The sequence below is a fragment of the Streptomyces sp. NPDC005728 genome, assembly GCF_040630895.1.
Lineage (GTDB): Bacteria > Actinomycetota > Actinomycetes > Streptomycetales > Streptomycetaceae > Streptomyces.
The window spans coordinates 16881-32807 of record NZ_JBEXYL010000046.1 but is presented as its reverse complement, the minus strand read 5'-3'; the positions used below and the strand labels follow the sequence as shown (position 1 = coordinate 32807).

12 protein-coding genes are annotated in these 15927 nt (G+C 70.3%); 8 read left to right on the top strand and 4 right to left on the bottom strand.

Annotated features, from left to right (window positions below; all coding sequences use genetic code 11):
• Positions 1 to 237: 237 nt before the first annotated feature.
• Genes ABZ471_RS27515 through ABZ471_RS27495 form a run of 5 tightly spaced genes read left to right on the top strand, consistent with a single transcriptional unit; the run spans position 238 to position 5464 of the window.
• Positions 238 to 1269: a phytanoyl-CoA dioxygenase family protein gene (locus ABZ471_RS27515; RefSeq protein WP_359069923.1), complete on the top strand. Its 1032-nt coding sequence runs from the start codon at positions 238 to 240 to the stop codon at positions 1267 to 1269.
• Positions 1266 to 2579 carry a DUF6271 family protein gene (locus tag ABZ471_RS27510; protein ID WP_359069921.1) on the top strand — a complete coding sequence of 438 codons (1314 nt, stop codon included), beginning with the start codon at positions 1266 to 1268 and terminating at the stop codon, positions 2577 to 2579. Before ABZ471_RS27515 ends, ABZ471_RS27510 begins: the two co-directional genes overlap by 4 nt.
• Positions 2576 to 3772 (top strand): type III PLP-dependent enzyme, encoded by a 1197-nt coding sequence (locus ABZ471_RS27505; protein ID WP_359069919.1) that lies wholly within the window; start codon positions 2576 to 2578, stop codon positions 3770 to 3772. The genes ABZ471_RS27510 and ABZ471_RS27505 overlap by 4 nt, the downstream gene beginning before the upstream one ends.
• A gap of 1 nt (position 3773) precedes the next feature.
• Entirely contained in the window at positions 3774 to 4277 is a 504-nt protein-coding gene (locus ABZ471_RS27500; protein WP_359069918.1) for a GNAT family N-acetyltransferase, read from the top strand.
• Positions 4274 to 5464 carry an MFS transporter gene (locus tag ABZ471_RS27495; RefSeq protein WP_359069981.1) on the top strand — a complete coding sequence of 397 codons (1191 nt, stop codon included), beginning with the start codon at positions 4274 to 4276 and terminating at the stop codon, positions 5462 to 5464. Before ABZ471_RS27500 ends, ABZ471_RS27495 begins: the two co-directional genes overlap by 4 nt.
• A gap of 162 nt (positions 5465 to 5626) precedes the next feature.
• Here the strand turns inward: ABZ471_RS27495 and ABZ471_RS27490 are convergent, their stop codons facing one another.
• The 3 genes from ABZ471_RS27490 to ABZ471_RS27480 all read right to left on the bottom strand — a co-directional run bounded on the left by ABZ471_RS27490 (position 5627) and on the right by ABZ471_RS27480 (position 8904).
• A complete protein-coding gene (locus tag ABZ471_RS27490; protein ID WP_359069916.1) occupies positions 5627 to 6874 on the bottom strand; it encodes an MFS transporter in 1248 nt (415 codons plus the stop codon).
• Positions 6875 to 6970: 96 nt separating this feature from the next.
• The gene (locus tag ABZ471_RS27485) at positions 6971 to 8104 is read right to left on the bottom strand and encodes a hypothetical protein (RefSeq protein WP_359069914.1); all 1134 of its coding nucleotides are present in this window, start codon (positions 8102 to 8104) and stop codon (positions 6971 to 6973) included.
• A gap of 209 nt (positions 8105 to 8313) precedes the next feature.
• Positions 8314 to 8904 carry an isochorismatase family protein gene (locus ABZ471_RS27480; protein WP_359069913.1) on the bottom strand — a complete coding sequence of 197 codons (591 nt, stop codon included), beginning with the start codon at positions 8902 to 8904 and terminating at the stop codon, positions 8314 to 8316.
• A gap of 131 nt (positions 8905 to 9035) precedes the next feature.
• Here ABZ471_RS27480 and ABZ471_RS27475 point away from each other — a divergent pair, with 131 nt between their 5' ends.
• Positions 9036 to 10031 carry a DJ-1/PfpI family protein gene (locus ABZ471_RS27475; protein WP_359069911.1) on the top strand — a complete coding sequence of 332 codons (996 nt, stop codon included), beginning with the start codon at positions 9036 to 9038 and terminating at the stop codon, positions 10029 to 10031.
• A 124-nt stretch (positions 10032 to 10155) separates the two neighbouring features.
• On the top strand, positions 10156 to 11079 hold the full coding sequence (locus ABZ471_RS27470) for a tyrosine-protein phosphatase (protein ID WP_359069909.1): 924 nt from the start codon (positions 10156 to 10158) through the stop codon (positions 11077 to 11079).
• 112 nt (positions 11080 to 11191) lie between these two features.
• Here ABZ471_RS27470 and ABZ471_RS27465 read toward each other — a convergent pair whose 3' ends face one another.
• The gene (locus tag ABZ471_RS27465; RefSeq protein WP_359069908.1) at positions 11192 to 12721 is read right to left on the bottom strand and encodes a UDP-N-acetylglucosamine 1-carboxyvinyltransferase; all 1530 of its coding nucleotides are present in this window, start codon (positions 12719 to 12721) and stop codon (positions 11192 to 11194) included.
• Between the two features lie 439 nt (positions 12722 to 13160).
• Here ABZ471_RS27465 and acnA point away from each other — a divergent pair, with 439 nt between their 5' ends.
• A complete protein-coding gene (acnA, locus tag ABZ471_RS27460) occupies positions 13161 to 15875 on the top strand; it encodes an aconitate hydratase AcnA (protein WP_359069905.1) in 2715 nt (904 codons plus the stop codon).
• Positions 15876 to 15927 lie beyond the last annotated feature (52 nt).

Genomic DNA, 15927 nt, shown 5'->3' with positions numbered 1-15927 from the left:
CACGTCCGCTGCCCCCGCCTGCGGCCCGTCTCTCCGGCCGGCACCGAGCGCCTCACCGAGGCCCGGTGCCGGCCGTTTTCCTTGTCCAACGGTCGCCATTCCACGTTCAACAGGCGGCACTTCAGCGGCAGTTGGGCGGCACTTTCACAGGGGTACCGGCCGGTAATCGTTGACACCCACAATTGGTCTAGTCCAGCTTGAGGGGGCGCCACCGTTCGATCACCACGGAGTGACGACATGCACAAGCCCTCCCCCTACCTCCACCGAGCGGCGTCCGGCCGCCCCTACTTCAGCGCGGACGGCGAGACGTACCTCGCCCCTGCCCCCCTGCGCGACCTCGAGAAGTCCCGGCCCCTGCGGGTGCTGTCCGAGGAGGACTTCGCCTTCTGGCAGACCTACGGCTACGTCGTCGTCCGGGAGGCCATCACCCCCGGCGAGGCGAAGAGCCTGCTCGCCTTCGCCTGGGACTTCCAGGGACTCGACCCCGACCGCCCCGAAACCTGGTACGAGGAGCCGGAGTTCCGCTCCGAACTCGACCAGCACCTGTTCATCTACGGCTTCGTCGAGGCCTACCAGCACCAGCTCATCTGGGACAGCCGCCAGTCGCAGCGCGTCTACGACGCGTTCGTGGACGTGTGGGACTGCGAGGAGCTGTGGGTCACCCTGGACCGGCTCAACCTCAACCCGCCCAACATCCGCACCCGTTCCCGCTCCCGGATCGAACCCACCGACGAGGGCTTCGACATCGAGTTGCACTGGGACGTCGACACCACCCTCGCCGTGCTGCCGCAGCGGGTCCAGGGCATCATCGCCCTCAACGACACCCGGCCCGAACTGGGCGGCTTCCAGTGCGCCCCGGAGCTGTTCCGCCGCTTCGAGGAGTGGCGCATCGCCCAGCCGGCCGGCCGCGACCCCATCCGGCCCGGGACCGACCGCGCCGAGTTCCCCGTGGTCCGGCCCGAACTCCAGGCCGGCGACCTGCTGATCTTCAACGGGCTGCTGGCGCACGGCGTGGCGCCGAACCTCTCCGACAACGCTGTCCGGGCCGTCCAGTACCTGTCGATGATGCCCGCCCTGGAGGAGCACACGGACCTGCGCACCTCCCGCACCGAGTCCTGGCGCACCCTCGCCACCCCCGACTGGAACGGCACCCTGCTCGGCGACGCTGGCAGGCCGGAAGCCCTCCGGTACGGCCCCGCCGAACTGAACGACCTGGGCCGCAAGCTGCTGGGCCTCGACTCCTGGGCCGCCGCGGAAGGGGCACAGTGAACCGGATCTGCCTGTGCCTGCCCACCAACCGGGCCTGCCCCGCCACGATCACCGCGATCCACGAGGAAGCGGCCTACGCCGCCCGCCGCTTCGGCGCCGACGTCCAGCTCCTGATCCTCGACTCCTCCGACGACCGCACCCGCGCCGCACACGCCCGAGTCGTGACCGCACTGCCCCCGGCCGGGCAGGTCACCGTGCACCACCTCGGCGAGGACCCGCAGCGCGACTTCCTGCGCCGGGTGATCCGACGGGCCGGCCCCGCAGAGCCGGACCGGTTGCTTGCGCTCCTTCTCCCGTCCGGCGTCTCCTACGGCTCCTGCACCGACCGCGCCTTCCTGCTGGCCGCCGCCCTCGGCTGCCATTCGGTGCACCGCAGGGACTCCGACAGCACCTACCAACTCCTGGACGGCGAGCCGGTCTTCCCCGTCCACCACGAACTGCCCTGGCTCGGCCGTCCGGCCGCCGAGGCGTCGGCCGCCGTCACGCGCACGGACCTCGACCCGGCCCACACGCAGCGCCCGGTGTCGATGGCCGGCGCCTCCTTCATCGGGGAACTCTCCGTCGACATCGGCGGGATACGCCACCTGGACGAGGGCGTCTACCACGACGTCGTCGGCCTGTGGGCGCCCGCCGACGCGTCACCGGAGCAGCGGCGAGCACTGGTCGAGGAGTCCTTCACCGGAGCGGGCACGACCCCCTTCGCCGGCGACCACTCCACCCTGGCCCTGGTCGACCCGATGCGGGTGGACATGTGCAACATCGCCTTCCACCGCGACGTGTACGAGCGGATCCCGCTGCCCCCGGCGACCGACACCATCGGCAGCGACTACTTCCTCCTCCACCTGGTCCACGACGCCACGCTCCCCGGCATCCTGCACAACCGGCACATCGAGAACTTCTACACCCCCGAACGCCGCACCGACGCGGGCTTCCTGGCCTACCAGACCCGCTTCGTGAAGTTCCTGCTGTCGATGCTGTACTTCCACCACGTCTACGGCCGGACGGCCGCCGAGGGCGCCGGGCTCCTGGACGACCGGCAGCACGTACGGGCGGACAGGATCGTCGCGTTCCTGCGCGAGAGCACCGGTCTTGACCCCGCCGAGAACGTGTGGCGGCTGGACCGCGTCGACACCGCCTACCGCAAACTGGGCGGCCGCTACGAACGGTTCGCCGAGCAACTGGGCGCCCACCGCGAGCAGTTGTTGGCAGAGGCCCGCCAGGACATCGAGGACTTCGCCCTGCTGACCGAGGCCTGGCCCGCCCTGGTCGAGGCCGCCCGGCACACCGCACCCGGACCCGGGGGCCGATGACCGTGGAGATCAGCACGCGGCTGGCGACCGCACTGGCCGCCGCCCCGGCGGACCGCATCGTCTACGACCTGGACGGCATCGAGTCCCAGTACGACCGGCTGGTGGCCGAGTTGCCCGGCGCCCGGGTCCGCTTCGCGTTGAAGGCCTGCCCCGTGGACGAGGTGCTGCAGTGCCTCGCGGACCGGGGCGCCGGCTTCGACGCGGCGAGCCCCGCCGAGATCGTCCGGGCTCTGCGCACCGGCGTGCCCGTGGACAGGATCCACTACGGCAACACCGTCAAGTCCGACGCGGACATCGCCGAGGCCCACCGGCTCGGCGTCCGCACCTTCGCCACCGACAGCGTGCAGGACGTGACGGCGATCGCCGAACACGCCCCCGGCGCCCGGGTGTTCTGCCGCCTCGCCACCAGCGGGGACGGCGCCCTGTGGGGCCTGAACCGCAAGTTCGGCTGCTCGGCCGAGGACGCCGTCCGGGTCCTGACCACGGCCGCCGCGTCCGGCCTGGTCCCGGCCGGCCTGTCCGTGCACGTCGGCTCCCAGCAGCTGACCGGCGAGGCCTGGCAGCAGGCCCTCGACTCCCTCGCCGAGGTGCTCGTGACGCTGGACGGGCTGGGGGTCGTACCGGACCACGTCAACCTCGGCGGCGGCCTGCCCGCGCTCGGCTACCTCGACCGGCTCGGCAGCCCCCTCGACCCGCCCCTGGACAAGATCCTCACCGTGATCCGCGAGGGCATGGAGCACCTGAGCGGCCTCACCTCCGCCCCGCTCGGCTTCGTCATGGAACCGGGCCGTCACCTGGTCGCCGACCACGGCGCCGTCCGCGCCCACGTGTACCGGCTGACCGAACGGGCCCAGCCGGACGGTACGCACGCCCGCTGGCTGTACCTGAGCGTGGGCAAGTTCAACGGCCTGTACGAGATGGACCAGGTGCGTCACCGGCTGGTCTTCCCGGCACAGGCGGACGCGGACGACGGGGAGTACGTGTCCGCGGTCGTCGCGGGCCCGACCTGCGACAGCGACGACGCCTACGGCGGCGGCCGGCACCCGGCGCGCGTCCCCCGTGCCCTCGCCTCCGGCGACCCGGTCTGGATCCTGTCCGCCGGCGCCTACGCCACCAGCTACACGACCCAGGGCTTCAACGGCATCCGCCCGCTGCCGTGTGTGTGCACACGCGGACCGGAAGGACACCACTGACATGAAAGACCCCATACGGGCCATCACGGAGGCCGACTGGCCCCAGGTCGCGGCCCTGGAGGCCGGGGCGTACGCGGACACCTCCCTGACGGAGGGCGAGACCGCGCTGCGGTCCCGGGCCTCGGCGGGCACCTGCTTCGTCCTGGACCTGGACGGCCGGATCGCCGGCTACGTCCTGGCCCTGCCCTACCCGATGTTCCGCTACCCGGACCTGACCCGCCCGGAGCGGGTCGCCCACCACTCGGCCAACCTGCATCTGCACGACCTCGTCATCAGCGCCCCCCTGCGGCGCCGAGGGCTGGGCAGCAGGCTGGTGCGCCATCTGACGGACGCGGCCGGTACACGCGGTTTCCGGACGATGTCGCTGATCGCGGTCGGCGGCAGGGAGACGTTCTGGCGGGCCAACGGCTACCGGGCCCACCGCGAGGCCCGGCTGCCGTCCGGTTACGGCAGCGACGCGGTGTACATGTCGGCTCAGGTGGCCGCGCACCAGGAGGCGAGCTGACGGTGACGACACCCGACCTCGCCGGTTTCCGCCGTGCCAAGTGGGCGATCGCGGCGCTGTTCTGCTTCCTCGGCTTCCAGTACGCCACCTGGGCCGCCCGCCTGCCCGCGCTGAAGTCCAGGCTCGACCTGGGCGCCGGCGAACTGGGTCTGCTGCTGATGGCCTGCGGCGTGGGCGCGGCGGCCTCCTTCCCGCTCGTCGCCGTCCTGATGCGCAGGCTCGGCTCCCGGCGCCTGTCCCTCGCCTCCGCCCTGTGCCTCGTGGCGCTGCTGGCGGCCCTGTCGGTGGTGCCGAACTACCCGCTCGCCCTGCTGGTCGTCTGCGGTGACGGCGTCGCCGTCGGCTGCCTGAACGTCGCGATGAACGCCCAGGGGGCCGCCCTGGAGACCGTGTACGGCCGCACCGCCATGTCCCAGCTGCACGCGACGTTCAGCGCGGGCCTGCTCGCCGCCGCCCTGCTGGCCTCCGGCGTCACCACCGTCACCCCGTCCGTACCGGCCCACTTCGCGGTGGCCGCCGCGCTGTTGCTGCTCCTGCCGGCCCACGCGCGCCGGGGTCTCCTGCCGCACACGGAACCCGGACCCGCGGATCCGGACACGCCGAAGAAGCGGGCACGGCTGACCCTGCCGGCCGGGACGACCCTGCTGATGGGCTGCGCCATGGCGTTCGGCACCGTCACCGAGGGCGCCATGAACGACTGGTCGACGCTCTACATGAAGGACGTCGTCAAGGCCTCCCCGACGCTGGCCCCGATGGGCATCGCGGTCGTCTCGGCCATGATGCTGCTGGCCCGGGTGCGCGCGGACCGCTGGCGCAGCCGCTGGGGCGACGGGCATGTGGTGCGCACCGGCAGCGCCGTGGCCGGCGTCGGCCTGGCCCTCGCCCTGTCGGCCGGCGGGGTGGTGCCCACCCTGCTCGGTTTCGCCTGTGTCGGTCTGGGAGCGGCCGCCGTGACCCCGTGCGTGTACGTGGCCGCCGCCGAACGCGGCTCGGACGCGCTGGCCCTGGTCGCCGCGATGGGGACGACGGGACTGCTGGCCGGCCCCGCCCTGATCGGCTTCGTCGCGGGCGCCGGCGGTCTGACCCTCGGCATGGCCACGGTCGCCGCCTCGGCCCTCGCCGTCACCCTGGCTGCCGTCTGGATCCCCTGGCCGGCCCGCGACCGCATCCGTGTCACCGTCGGCTAGGACGGGCCGAAAGCGCTCGTGAACCCTACTCGCCGTCCACCTTTATCGCCGTCCACCCTTCTCGTCGGCCGCGCAGCAGCGCGTGCGGCGGGAACTACGAGGGGCACGGGAGACCCCCGCCGGTTCCGGATCGCTCCGGGGCGGGGGCCTCGTGGGGCGTGATCAGCCGCCGGAGCTGTCGCTCAGCACCGCCGGACGCGGTGCCCGAGGCGCGGCGGAGGCAAGGTCGCCGCGGGTGACATGGCGGGGGCGGGCGGCCAGCAGGCCGGCGACGGTCTCGGGGACCACCAGGGCGAGCAGGAGCAGCAGCGGAACCCCCCATCCGCCGGTGGCGCCGTGCAGCACGCCGACCGCCAGCGGGCCGGCCCCGGCCACCAGATAGCCGCCGGTCTGCGCCATCCCCGACAGCCGCGCGGCGACCGACGGATTCGGCGAACGCAGGCTCAGCAGGGTGATGGCCAGCGGAAACGCGCTGCCGGTGGCGAGCCCGAGCACCGAGATCCACACCCAGCCGGCGTCGGGGGCGAGGAGGATCCCGCCGAGTCCGACCACCTTCGCGGCGCACACACCGATGACCAGCGGTCCCTGATGACGCAGCCGGGCGGCTGCCACGGGGACGAGGAAGCCCAGCGGGATGCCGATCGTCAGCATGACCGACACCATCCCGCCGGCCTCGGCCGCGGAGTACCCCCGGTCCCGCATGATCCCGGGCAGCCATGCCACCAGGACGTAGAACATCAGCGACACCACGCCGAGGAACACCGCGACGGCCCAGGCCGGCGGGGAGCGCAGCAACGATCCGCCGGTGAACGCAGGTTGCATGGCCGGCACCCGGGCGCGCCGGCCGCGCAGCGCAGGCGGACCCCACACCGCCATGCCGATCAGGGACGGTACGGCCCACACCGCGAGGGCCACACGCCAGCCGGCGGCGTCGTCGAGCGGGACGGCCGTGCCGGCGGCGACGGCCCCGCTGACGGCCATCAGCATCATCGCCAGCCCGGTGAGGGTTCCCACCCGTTCGGCGAAGTCGCGCTTGACGACCGCAGGCACCAGTACATTGCCCAGGGCGATGCCCGCCCCGGCCAGGGTGGTTCCGGCGAACAGCGCCGTCGTGGACGGTACGACCCGCAGCAGGATGCCGGCCGTGGTCAGACCGAGCGAGACGGCGACGGCCGCCTCCGTGCCGATGCGCCGGGCCAGCGGCGGCGCGAGCGAGGCGAAGACCCCCAGGCACAGCACGGGGAGCGTGGTCAGCACGCCGACCTCGACGCCGCTGAGGCCGAACGCGGCCTGCACGTCGTCGAGTACCGGCGAAACCCCCGTGATCGCCGCGCGCAAGTTGACCGTGAGAAGGATGAGACCGACGAAATTCCACGCCCGGACGGCCCGAGGCGTGTCTGAAAAGAGCATGATCTCCCCGCGTAGAGGGCGCGCGTAGTGGGCGTACGACGGCTCCCCCGAGGAGGCGGCGCGGTCCACGCCGGGTCTCGTGGGGGAGCCGTTGTCCTACGAGTGCTTGACCGGGCAGACCAGTTGCGCGGCGACGCTCTCGCCGAGCTGGTCCAGGATCTCCTCGGAGAGCAGGTCCTGCTTGCCCTTGAGCGCGTCCGCGATCTCCTGGTCCACGGGGAACACCATTTCCGCGGCGATGTTGTCCTGGACGATCCGCGCCAGGTTGTCCAGCGCCGTGAGGACCGGGTCGGCCGGCAGTTCGGCGGTGACGATGTCCAGCAGGTGCGAGTCGGCCTGCGCCGGGTCCAGGTACTGCTTGATGATGATGCTGTTCTGGTTCAGGACGGACGTCGTCCAGATCGACAGGACGACGACGTACAGCTCCTGCCAGTTCTTGTCGCCGACCTTCGCCTTCCAGCGGGTCATGACGTCCTTGACACCGGCGATCTGCGCCTCCGCCGCGAACTTCATGTTGGTGCGGATGTCGCCGTAGACGCTGCCCGAGAAGGCCTCGAACGACTTCATGTCGAAGGAACGGATGCGGGTGGAGTCGGCGATGAACGCCAGGGCGCCGTCGAGGATGTGGGCGCAGGACGCCTCCAGCTTCGCCGGCAGGTGTGCGTCCTTGAGCTGCCGCCGGGCCGTGCCGAGAGTACGGCCGAAGTCCTGGAGCGGCTGGACCCAGCCGTCGGTCTCGGGCCCGTTGAACGCGACCATCTCCAGGTCGTGCGGGTGGATGTCGCCTTCCTTGACGTGCTCCGGCGGGACCCGCCGGTTCAGGTACGACGCGACGACGGAGAAGATGCCGAGAGGGATGTGGGCGATCGACTTCGCCAGTTCGAAGGTCTCGGCGACCGGGTGCTCCGAGATCGTCTGCCCGTTGTGGACCAGGAAGTACTTGCCGCCCTGTGAGTCGTTCTGGACGATGATCACCGGGTCGAGGTGCTTGGTCAGCTCGGCCTTGAGCGAGGCGTAGTTGCGCCGCATGTCGCTGTTGACCGCGCGGATCGCATCGCGTGCCGCCTGCTGACCCGCCGCGTCCGCGCCGGCCGGGGCGGGATCCTGCGCGACGGCCGGAGCCGCACTCAGGAGCGTGGTGGCACCGACCGCCGTAGCGGTGCCGAGGAATGTTCTTCGAGTGGCCACGTTCTGTCTTTCCGTCAGGTGGGTGGAGACCTGTGCGCCCATCGGTGAATGACCGTAGCCAGGCGGCGGTTGAGGTGGGAACTATCGGAAGACACAGCACTTGTGGCCTCAGTGTGTGCAATCCCCGGATCTTCTTCACAACCGGAAGAGATTCGGACTATCTCCATAAATGGAATATTCAGCGCCAAGCCGCCGCGGGGACATCGTGCGGGGAGGGCGCGACGCACCCCCGCGGCGACCTGCCGTCGGCGTCAGCTCAGCGACGCGGTGGACGGGACGACGACGCCGTACAGGTCCTCGATCGTCGCCAGCGCGCCGTGGTGCACCTGCTCGGCCGACACCTCGGCAACCGCCGTCTGCAGAGGCCGCGTCGCGCAGGCGTCGGCGACGACGGTCGGCCGGTTGCCGCGCAGGAACGCGCCCTGGGCGGTGAAGGCCACGCACATGTGCGTCATGAAGCCGGCGATCACGACGTCCTTGTTCCCGGCGGCGTCCACGTGCTCGGCCAGATCGGTGTCGAGGAAGGCGTTGGGCACCTGCTTGACGACGACGGGCTCGCCCTCGGCAGGGGCGACCCGCGGGTGGATCCGGCCGATCTCGGCGCGGATGTCGTACGGGGTGCCCTCGCCGCCGTCGTTGATGACGTGGATGACCTTGGCGCCGGTCTCCCGCGCCCGGGCCAGCAGCGCGGCGCCCGCGTCGAGCGCCTCCTGCCACCCGTCCAGCTCCATCACGCCCTGGGTGTAGGTGTTCTGGTAGTCGATCAGGATCAGCGTCGCGGACGCCAGCGACGCCGGCGTCTGGTCGAAGCCGTTGAGGTCCCGCAGAGTGGTCGTAGGCATGGCTGTACCTCGTGCTACGTGAGTGGAAGACGTCACCGAGCGGTGACGCGTCCCACGCTACGAACCCCCGCTGCGTGGCGGCAATGTCACGTAACTTGCAGATACGGACACCCTCTCGGGACGGAGCACCCATGCCCACGGCCGCCATCAGCCGGTTCGTCGTCGTTCTCCTCTTCGACGGCGTCGACCTCCTCGACGTCACCGGCCCGCCCGAGGTGTTCGCCCTGCTCCAGCGCGAAACCGGCGACGCCACCGGCTACCAGGTGGCCCTGGCCGCCGAGACCATGGACCCCGTCACCACCTCGGCCGGAGTGCGCGTCCTCCCCGACCTCACCTTCGAGGAGGCCGCCGCTCGAAGCATCGACACCCTGATGGTGCCCGGCGCGGTCGACGTCGACGACCAGCGCCGCGTGCACGCCCTCACCGACCCCGGTGTCGTCCACTGGGTGAAGACCCTCGCCGGCCGGAGCCGGCGCATCACCTCGGTGTGCGTGGGAGCGCACCTCCTCGCGGCCGCCGGGCTGCTCGACGGCAGACGCGCCACCACCCACTGGTCGACCGCGCAGCAACTCGCCGCCGACCACCCCTCGGTCGAGGTCGACGCCGACCCCATCTTCATCCGCGACGGCCGGGTCTGGACCGGCGCGGGCATCACCGCCTGCCTCGATCTGTCCCTCGCCCTCGTCGCCGAGGACTTCGGCGAGGCCCTCGCGCTGCGCGTCGCCCGGCAGCTCGTGATGTACCTGAAGCGGCCCAGCGGACAGAGCCAGTTCAGCGTCCCGATCGAACCCGTCTCGACCACCCGGCGCATGGACGATCTCCGGCACCATGTCACGCGGCACCTCGCCGACCGCCTCACCGTCGCCGACCTCGCCGCCCATGCCCATGTGAGCGAACGCCAGTTGACCCGGATCTTCAAGACGGAACTCGGCACGACCCCGGCCGCCTACCTCGAGTCGGCGCGCGTCGAAGCGGCACGCAACCGGCTCGAATCCACGGACGACACGCTCGAACGCGTCGCGTCCGTCTGCGGTTTCCAGACGATCGACACCCTCATCCGAGCGTTCCGCCGCAAGCTCAACACGACCCCGACGGAGTACCGCAACCGCTTCCGCCACTCCGGCTGACCCGCCCGGGCGAAGATCACGACCTGGGGGCCGAGGCCCGGTACCCGGCCCGTGGACATCCGTCTTCCGCTCTCAAGATCCACGCGCTAGCTTCCCGCCCCTGCTTCCAGGAAGGGGCACATGCATGCGATCCAGAGCACGCGCTGCCGGCACGATCGCCCTCACGCTGACCCTCGCCGGCCCGCTCGCTCCCGCCGTCGCGCACGCCGCACCAGCGGCACACACACGACCGGCGTACAGCTCTCTGCCAACTCACGCGGCCAGCCGCGTCGTCGCGGTTCCTGGGACTGTCAACGCCCGTGACATCGGCGGCTACCGCACCTACGACGGCAGGACCACCCGGTGGGAGGTGTTGTACCGATCCGAGAGTCTGTCCAAGATCCCCCCAGAGGGTGTCACCGCGCTGCAGAACCTGGGGCTCGGCAGCGTCATCGACCTGCGGACGTCGCCGGAGATCCAGGCCGACGGAACCGACCGGCTCCCCGCCGGGGTCGTTCCGGTTCCTGACCCGATCGACGACACCAGCCTCTACGCCTTCCTCGGCCAGGTGGTGCGGAGCAAGGATCCCGCTTACCAGCAGGCCCAGCTCGGGGACGGCAAGGCGGTGCAGCGGATGCTTTCCCTGTACCGGGGCTTCGTCACCAACCCGGCGAACAGGGCCGCCCTCGGTGCCGCGATCCGCACCGTGGCGAACTCCACCAAGCCGGTGCTGTTCCACTGCTCGGCGGGCAAGGACCGTACCGGAGTCCTCGCCGACACGATCCTTCGAGCCGTGGGCGTCCCCGCGTCGGCGTCCGAGCAGGATTTCCTGCTGTCGGACCAGCTGCGGGCCGCCTCCGACCAGGCGCTCAGGGACCAGCTCAAGGCAGCCGGCTACATGCAGAACCCCGACCTGCTGATACCGCTCCAGGAGGTGCGCAGCGACTATCTCGCCGCCTTCCGGGACGAGGCAGTGACGGACTACGGGAGCTTCGGGAGCTTTCTCACCGACGGCCTCGGCCTCGACGCGTCCACGCTGCTGCGGCTGCGGAGCCGTCTCGTGGGGTGACTCCGGAATCAGCGAAGCCCCCGCCGGGTCCGGATCGCTCCGGGGCAGGGGCTTCGTGTCGACGGCGGCTCCTGGCGTCCGTACGACGATGCCAGGAGCGGCGCACGTAGGCTCAGATGTCCCGGAAGATCTCGATCTGCGCCCCGATCGAGTTGAGCCGCTCCGCGAGGTCCTCGTACCCCCGGTTGATGACGTACACGTTGCGCAGGACCGACGTGCCCTCCGCAGCCATCATCGCCAGCAGGACGACCACGGCGGGGCGCAGGGCCGGCGGGCACATCATCTCGGCGGCGCGCCAGCGGGTCGGGCCCTCGACCAGGACGCGGTGCGGGTCCAGCAACTGCAGGCGGCCGCCGAGGCGGTTGAGGTCCGTCAGGTAGATCGCGCGGTTGTCGTAGACCCAGTCGTGGATCAGCGTCTGGCCCTGCGCGACCGCCGCGATGGCGGCGAAGAAGGGGACGTTGTCGATGTTCAGGCCCGGGAAGGGCATGGGGTGGATCTTGTCGATCGGGGCCTCCAGCTTGGAGGGCCGGACCGTGAGGTCCACCAGCCGCGTACGGCCGTTGTCCGCGAAGTACTCGCGGCTGCGGTCGTGGTCGAGGCCCATCTCCTCCAGGACCGCCAGCTCGATCTCCAGGAACTCGATGGGGACGCGGCGGACGGTCAGTTCCGACTCCGTGACGACCGCGGCGGCCAGCAGGCTCATCGCCTCGACCGGGTCCTCGGAGGGGGAGTAGTCGACGTCGACGTCGATGTTCGGCACGCCGTGCACGGTCAGCGTCGTGGTGCCGATGCCCTCGACCTTGACGCCGAGCGCCTCCAGGAAGAAGCACAGGTCCTGGACCATGTAGTTGGAGGAGGCGTTGCGGATGACCGTCACGCCGTCGTGCCGGCCGGCGGCCAGCAGCGCGTTCTCGGTCACGGTGTCGCCGCGCTCGGTCAGCACGATCGGACGGTCGGGGCGGACCGTGCGGTCGACCTGCGCGTGGTACTGGCCCTCGGTGGCCGCGATGTCCAGACCGAACCGGCGCAGCGCGATCATGTGCGGCTCGATGGTCCGCGTGCCGAGGTCGCAGCCGCCGGCGTACGGCAGCTTGAAGTGGTCCATGCGGTGCAGCAGGGGACCGAGGAACATGATGATCGAGCGGGTGCGGACGGCCGCCTCCGCGTCGATCGCCGCCATCTCCAGCTCGGCGGGCGGCACCAGTTCCAGGTCGACCCCGTCATTGATCCAGCGGGTGCGCACGCCGATGGAGTTGAGTACCTCCAGAAGGCGGTACACCTCCTCGATGCGGGCCACCCGGCGCAGCACCGTGCGCCCCTTGTTCAGCAGCGAGGCGCACAGCAGGGCGACGCAGGCGTTCTTGCTGGTCTTCACGTCGATGGCGCCGGAGAGCCGACGGCCGCCGACCACACGCAGGTGCATCGGACCCGCATAGCCCAGCGACACGATCTCGCTGTCCAGGGCCTCACCGATCCGGGCGATCATCTCAAGGCTGATGTTCTGGTTCCCGCGCTCGATGCGATTGACCGCGCTCTGGCTGGTGCCGAGCGCCTCCGCGAGCTGCGCCTGTGTCCAGCCACGGTGTTGCCGGGCGTCACGGATGAGCTTGCCGATGCGTACGAGGTAGTCGTCTGCCATGAGGCTGAGGTTATCTCACATATGAGATGGCGCCTGTTGGGGGGTCCATTCGGGTGACGCGGCGTCAGTGACCAGCGGAGATGCGGGGGATGCGGGATGATGTGGGGGATTTATCCGATAGTCGGCGACTTTCCGGGTTTCGCCGATATTCACACGGAAGGACTAGAGATCCTCGTGTGACGCCGGGGGTGCCGACGAGGGTCTGTGGCCGACGCCACCGAAAAACGGCGGGACGGGGTCCGCCCGGGCATGACCAGCCAGCCCCCATGTACTAGAGTTATCTCGACATCGAGATATCTGCCGAGGCGCACCGCAGTCGCACGCCATCGCCGGTCTAGTGGTAAGGCTTACCTAACTTAGCCTTACCTTAGCGGATCGGCCAAGATGCCGGGGCGGCAGGATCGTGGTGAGTACGCGCACATCAATGAAGGAGACTGTCGTGTCGGCGAACAGCTTCGACGCCCGCAGCACGCTGCAGGTGGGCGACGAGTCGTACGAGATCTTCCGGCTGGACAAGGTCGAGGGCTCGGCCCGGCTGCCGTACAGCCTGAAGGTCCTGCTGGAGAACCTGCTCCGCACGGAGGACGGCGCGAACATCACCGCCGACCACATCCGCGCCCTCGGCAACTGGGACTCCCAGGCCCAGCCCTCGCAGGAGATCCAGTTCACGCCGGCCCGCGTGATCATGCAGGACTTCACCGGCGTCCCCTGCGTCGTGGACCTCGCGACCATGCGTGAGGCCGTGAAGGAGCTGGGCGGCGACCCGGCGAAGATCAACCCGCTCGCCCCGGCCGAGCTGGTCATCGACCACTCCGTCATCGCCGACAAGTTCGGTACGAACGACGCGTTCGCGCAGAACGTCGAGCTGGAGTACGGCCGCAACAAGGAGCGCTACCAGTTCCTGCGCTGGGGCCAGACCGCCTTCGACGAGTTCAAGGTCGTCCCGCCGGGCACCGGCATCGTCCACCAGGTCAACATCGAGCACCTCGCGCGGACCATCATGGTGCGAGGCGGGCAGGCCTACCCCGACACCCTCGTCGGCACCGACTCGCACACCACCATGGTCAACGGCCTCGGTGTGCTGGGCTGGGGCGTCGGCGGCATCGAGGCCGAGGCCGCCATGCTCGGCCAGCCGGTCTCCATGCTCATCCCGCGCGTCGTCGGCTTCAAGCTGACCGGTGAGCTGAAGCCCGGCACCACCGCCACCGACCTCGTGCTCACCATCACCGAGATGCTCCGCAAGCACGGTGTCGTCGGCAAGTTCGTCGAGTTCTACGGCGAGGGTGTGGCGGCCACGAGCCTCGCCAACCGCGCCACCATCGGCAACATGTCGCCGGAGTTCGGCTCCACCGCCGCGATCTTCCCGATCGACGGCGAGACCCTGAACTACCTCAAGCTCACCGGCCGCTCCGAGCAGCAGGTCGCGCTCGTCGAGGCGTACGCCAAGGAGCAGGGCCTCTGGCTGGACCCGAAGGCCGAGCCGGACTTCTCCGAGAAGCTCGAGCTGGACCTCTCCACCGTCGTCCCGTCGATCGCCGGCCCGAAGCGCCCGCAGGACCGTATCGTCCTCGCGAACGCCGCCGAGCAGTTCGCGCTCGACGTCCGCAACTACGTCGACACCGCCGACGAGTCCGGCAAGGAGTCCTTCCCGGCGTCCGACGCCCCGGCGTCCATCAACGGCGTCCCGTCCAACCCGGTCACCGTGACCGCCCCCGACGGCGCGACGTACGAGATCGACCACGGCGCGGTCACCGTCGCGGCCATCACCTCCTGCACCAACACCTCGAACCCGTACGTCATGGTCGCCGCCGCCCTGGTGGCCAAGAAGGCGGTCGAGAAGGGCCTGACCCGCAAGCCGTGGGTCAAGACCACCCTCGCCCCGGGCTCGAAGGTCGTCACCGACTACTTCGACAAGGCGGGCCTCACCCCGTACCTCGACAAGGTCGGCTTCAACCTCGTCGGCTACGGCTGCACCACCTGCATCGGCAACTCCGGCCCGCTGCCGGAGGAGGTCTCCAAGGCCGTCAACGACCACGACCTCGCGGTCACCTCGGTCCTCTCCGGCAACCGGAACTTCGAGGGCCGGATCAACCCCGATGTCAAGATGAACTACCTGGCCTCCCCGCCGCTGGTCGTCGCGTACGCCCTCGCGGGCTCCATGAAGGTGGACATCACGCGCGACGCCCTGGGCACCGACCAGGACGGCAACGCGGTCTACCTGAAGGACATCTGGCCCTCCGAGGCCGAGGTCAACGACGTCGTGGCGAACGCCATCGGCGAGGACATGTTCAACAAGTCCTACCAGGACGTCTTCGCGGGCGACGCGCAGTGGCAGGCGCTGCCGATCCCGACCGGCAACACCTTCGAGTGGGACGCGGAGTCGACGTACGTCCGCAAGCCCCCGTACTTCGAGGGCATGACGATGGAGACCACCCCGGTCTCCGACATCACCGGCGCCCGCGTGCTCGCCAAGCTGGGCGACTCGGTCACCACCGACCACATCTCGCCCGCCGGCGCCATCAAGGCCGACACCCCGGCCGGCAAGTACCTCACCGAGCACGGTGTGGAGCGTCGTGACTTCAACTCCTACGGCTCCCGCCGAGGCAACCACGAGGTCATGATCCGCGGCACGTTCGCCAACATCCGCCTGCGCAACCAGATCGCGCCGGGTACGGAAGGCGGTTACACCCGCGACTTCACGCAGGCCGACGGCCCGGTGTCGTTCATCTACGACGCCTCCCGCAACTACATCGAGCAGGGCACCCCGCTGGCCATCCTGGCCGGCAAGGAGTACGGCTCCGGCTCGTCCCGCGACTGGGCCGCCAAGGGCACCGCGCTCCTCGGCGTCAAGGCCGTCATCGCCGAGTCGTACGAGCGCATCCACCGCTCGAACCTCATCGGCATGGGCGTCCTGCCGCTCCAGTTCCCGGAGGGCCAGTCCGCCGAGTCCCTCGGTCTGACCGGCGAGGAGACCTTCTCCTTCACCGGCGTCGAGGAGCTGAACAACGGCACCACGCCGCGCACGGTCAAGGTCACCACCGACACCGGTGTCGAGTTCGACGCGGTCGTCCGCATCGACACCCCCGGTGAGGCCGACTACTACCGCAACGGCGGCATCATGCAGTACGTGCTGCGCAACCTGATCCGCAAGTAAGCGACTGCGGCACGGCCGGCCGTCCAGGGCCGCATCCCCGGTGCCGGGGATG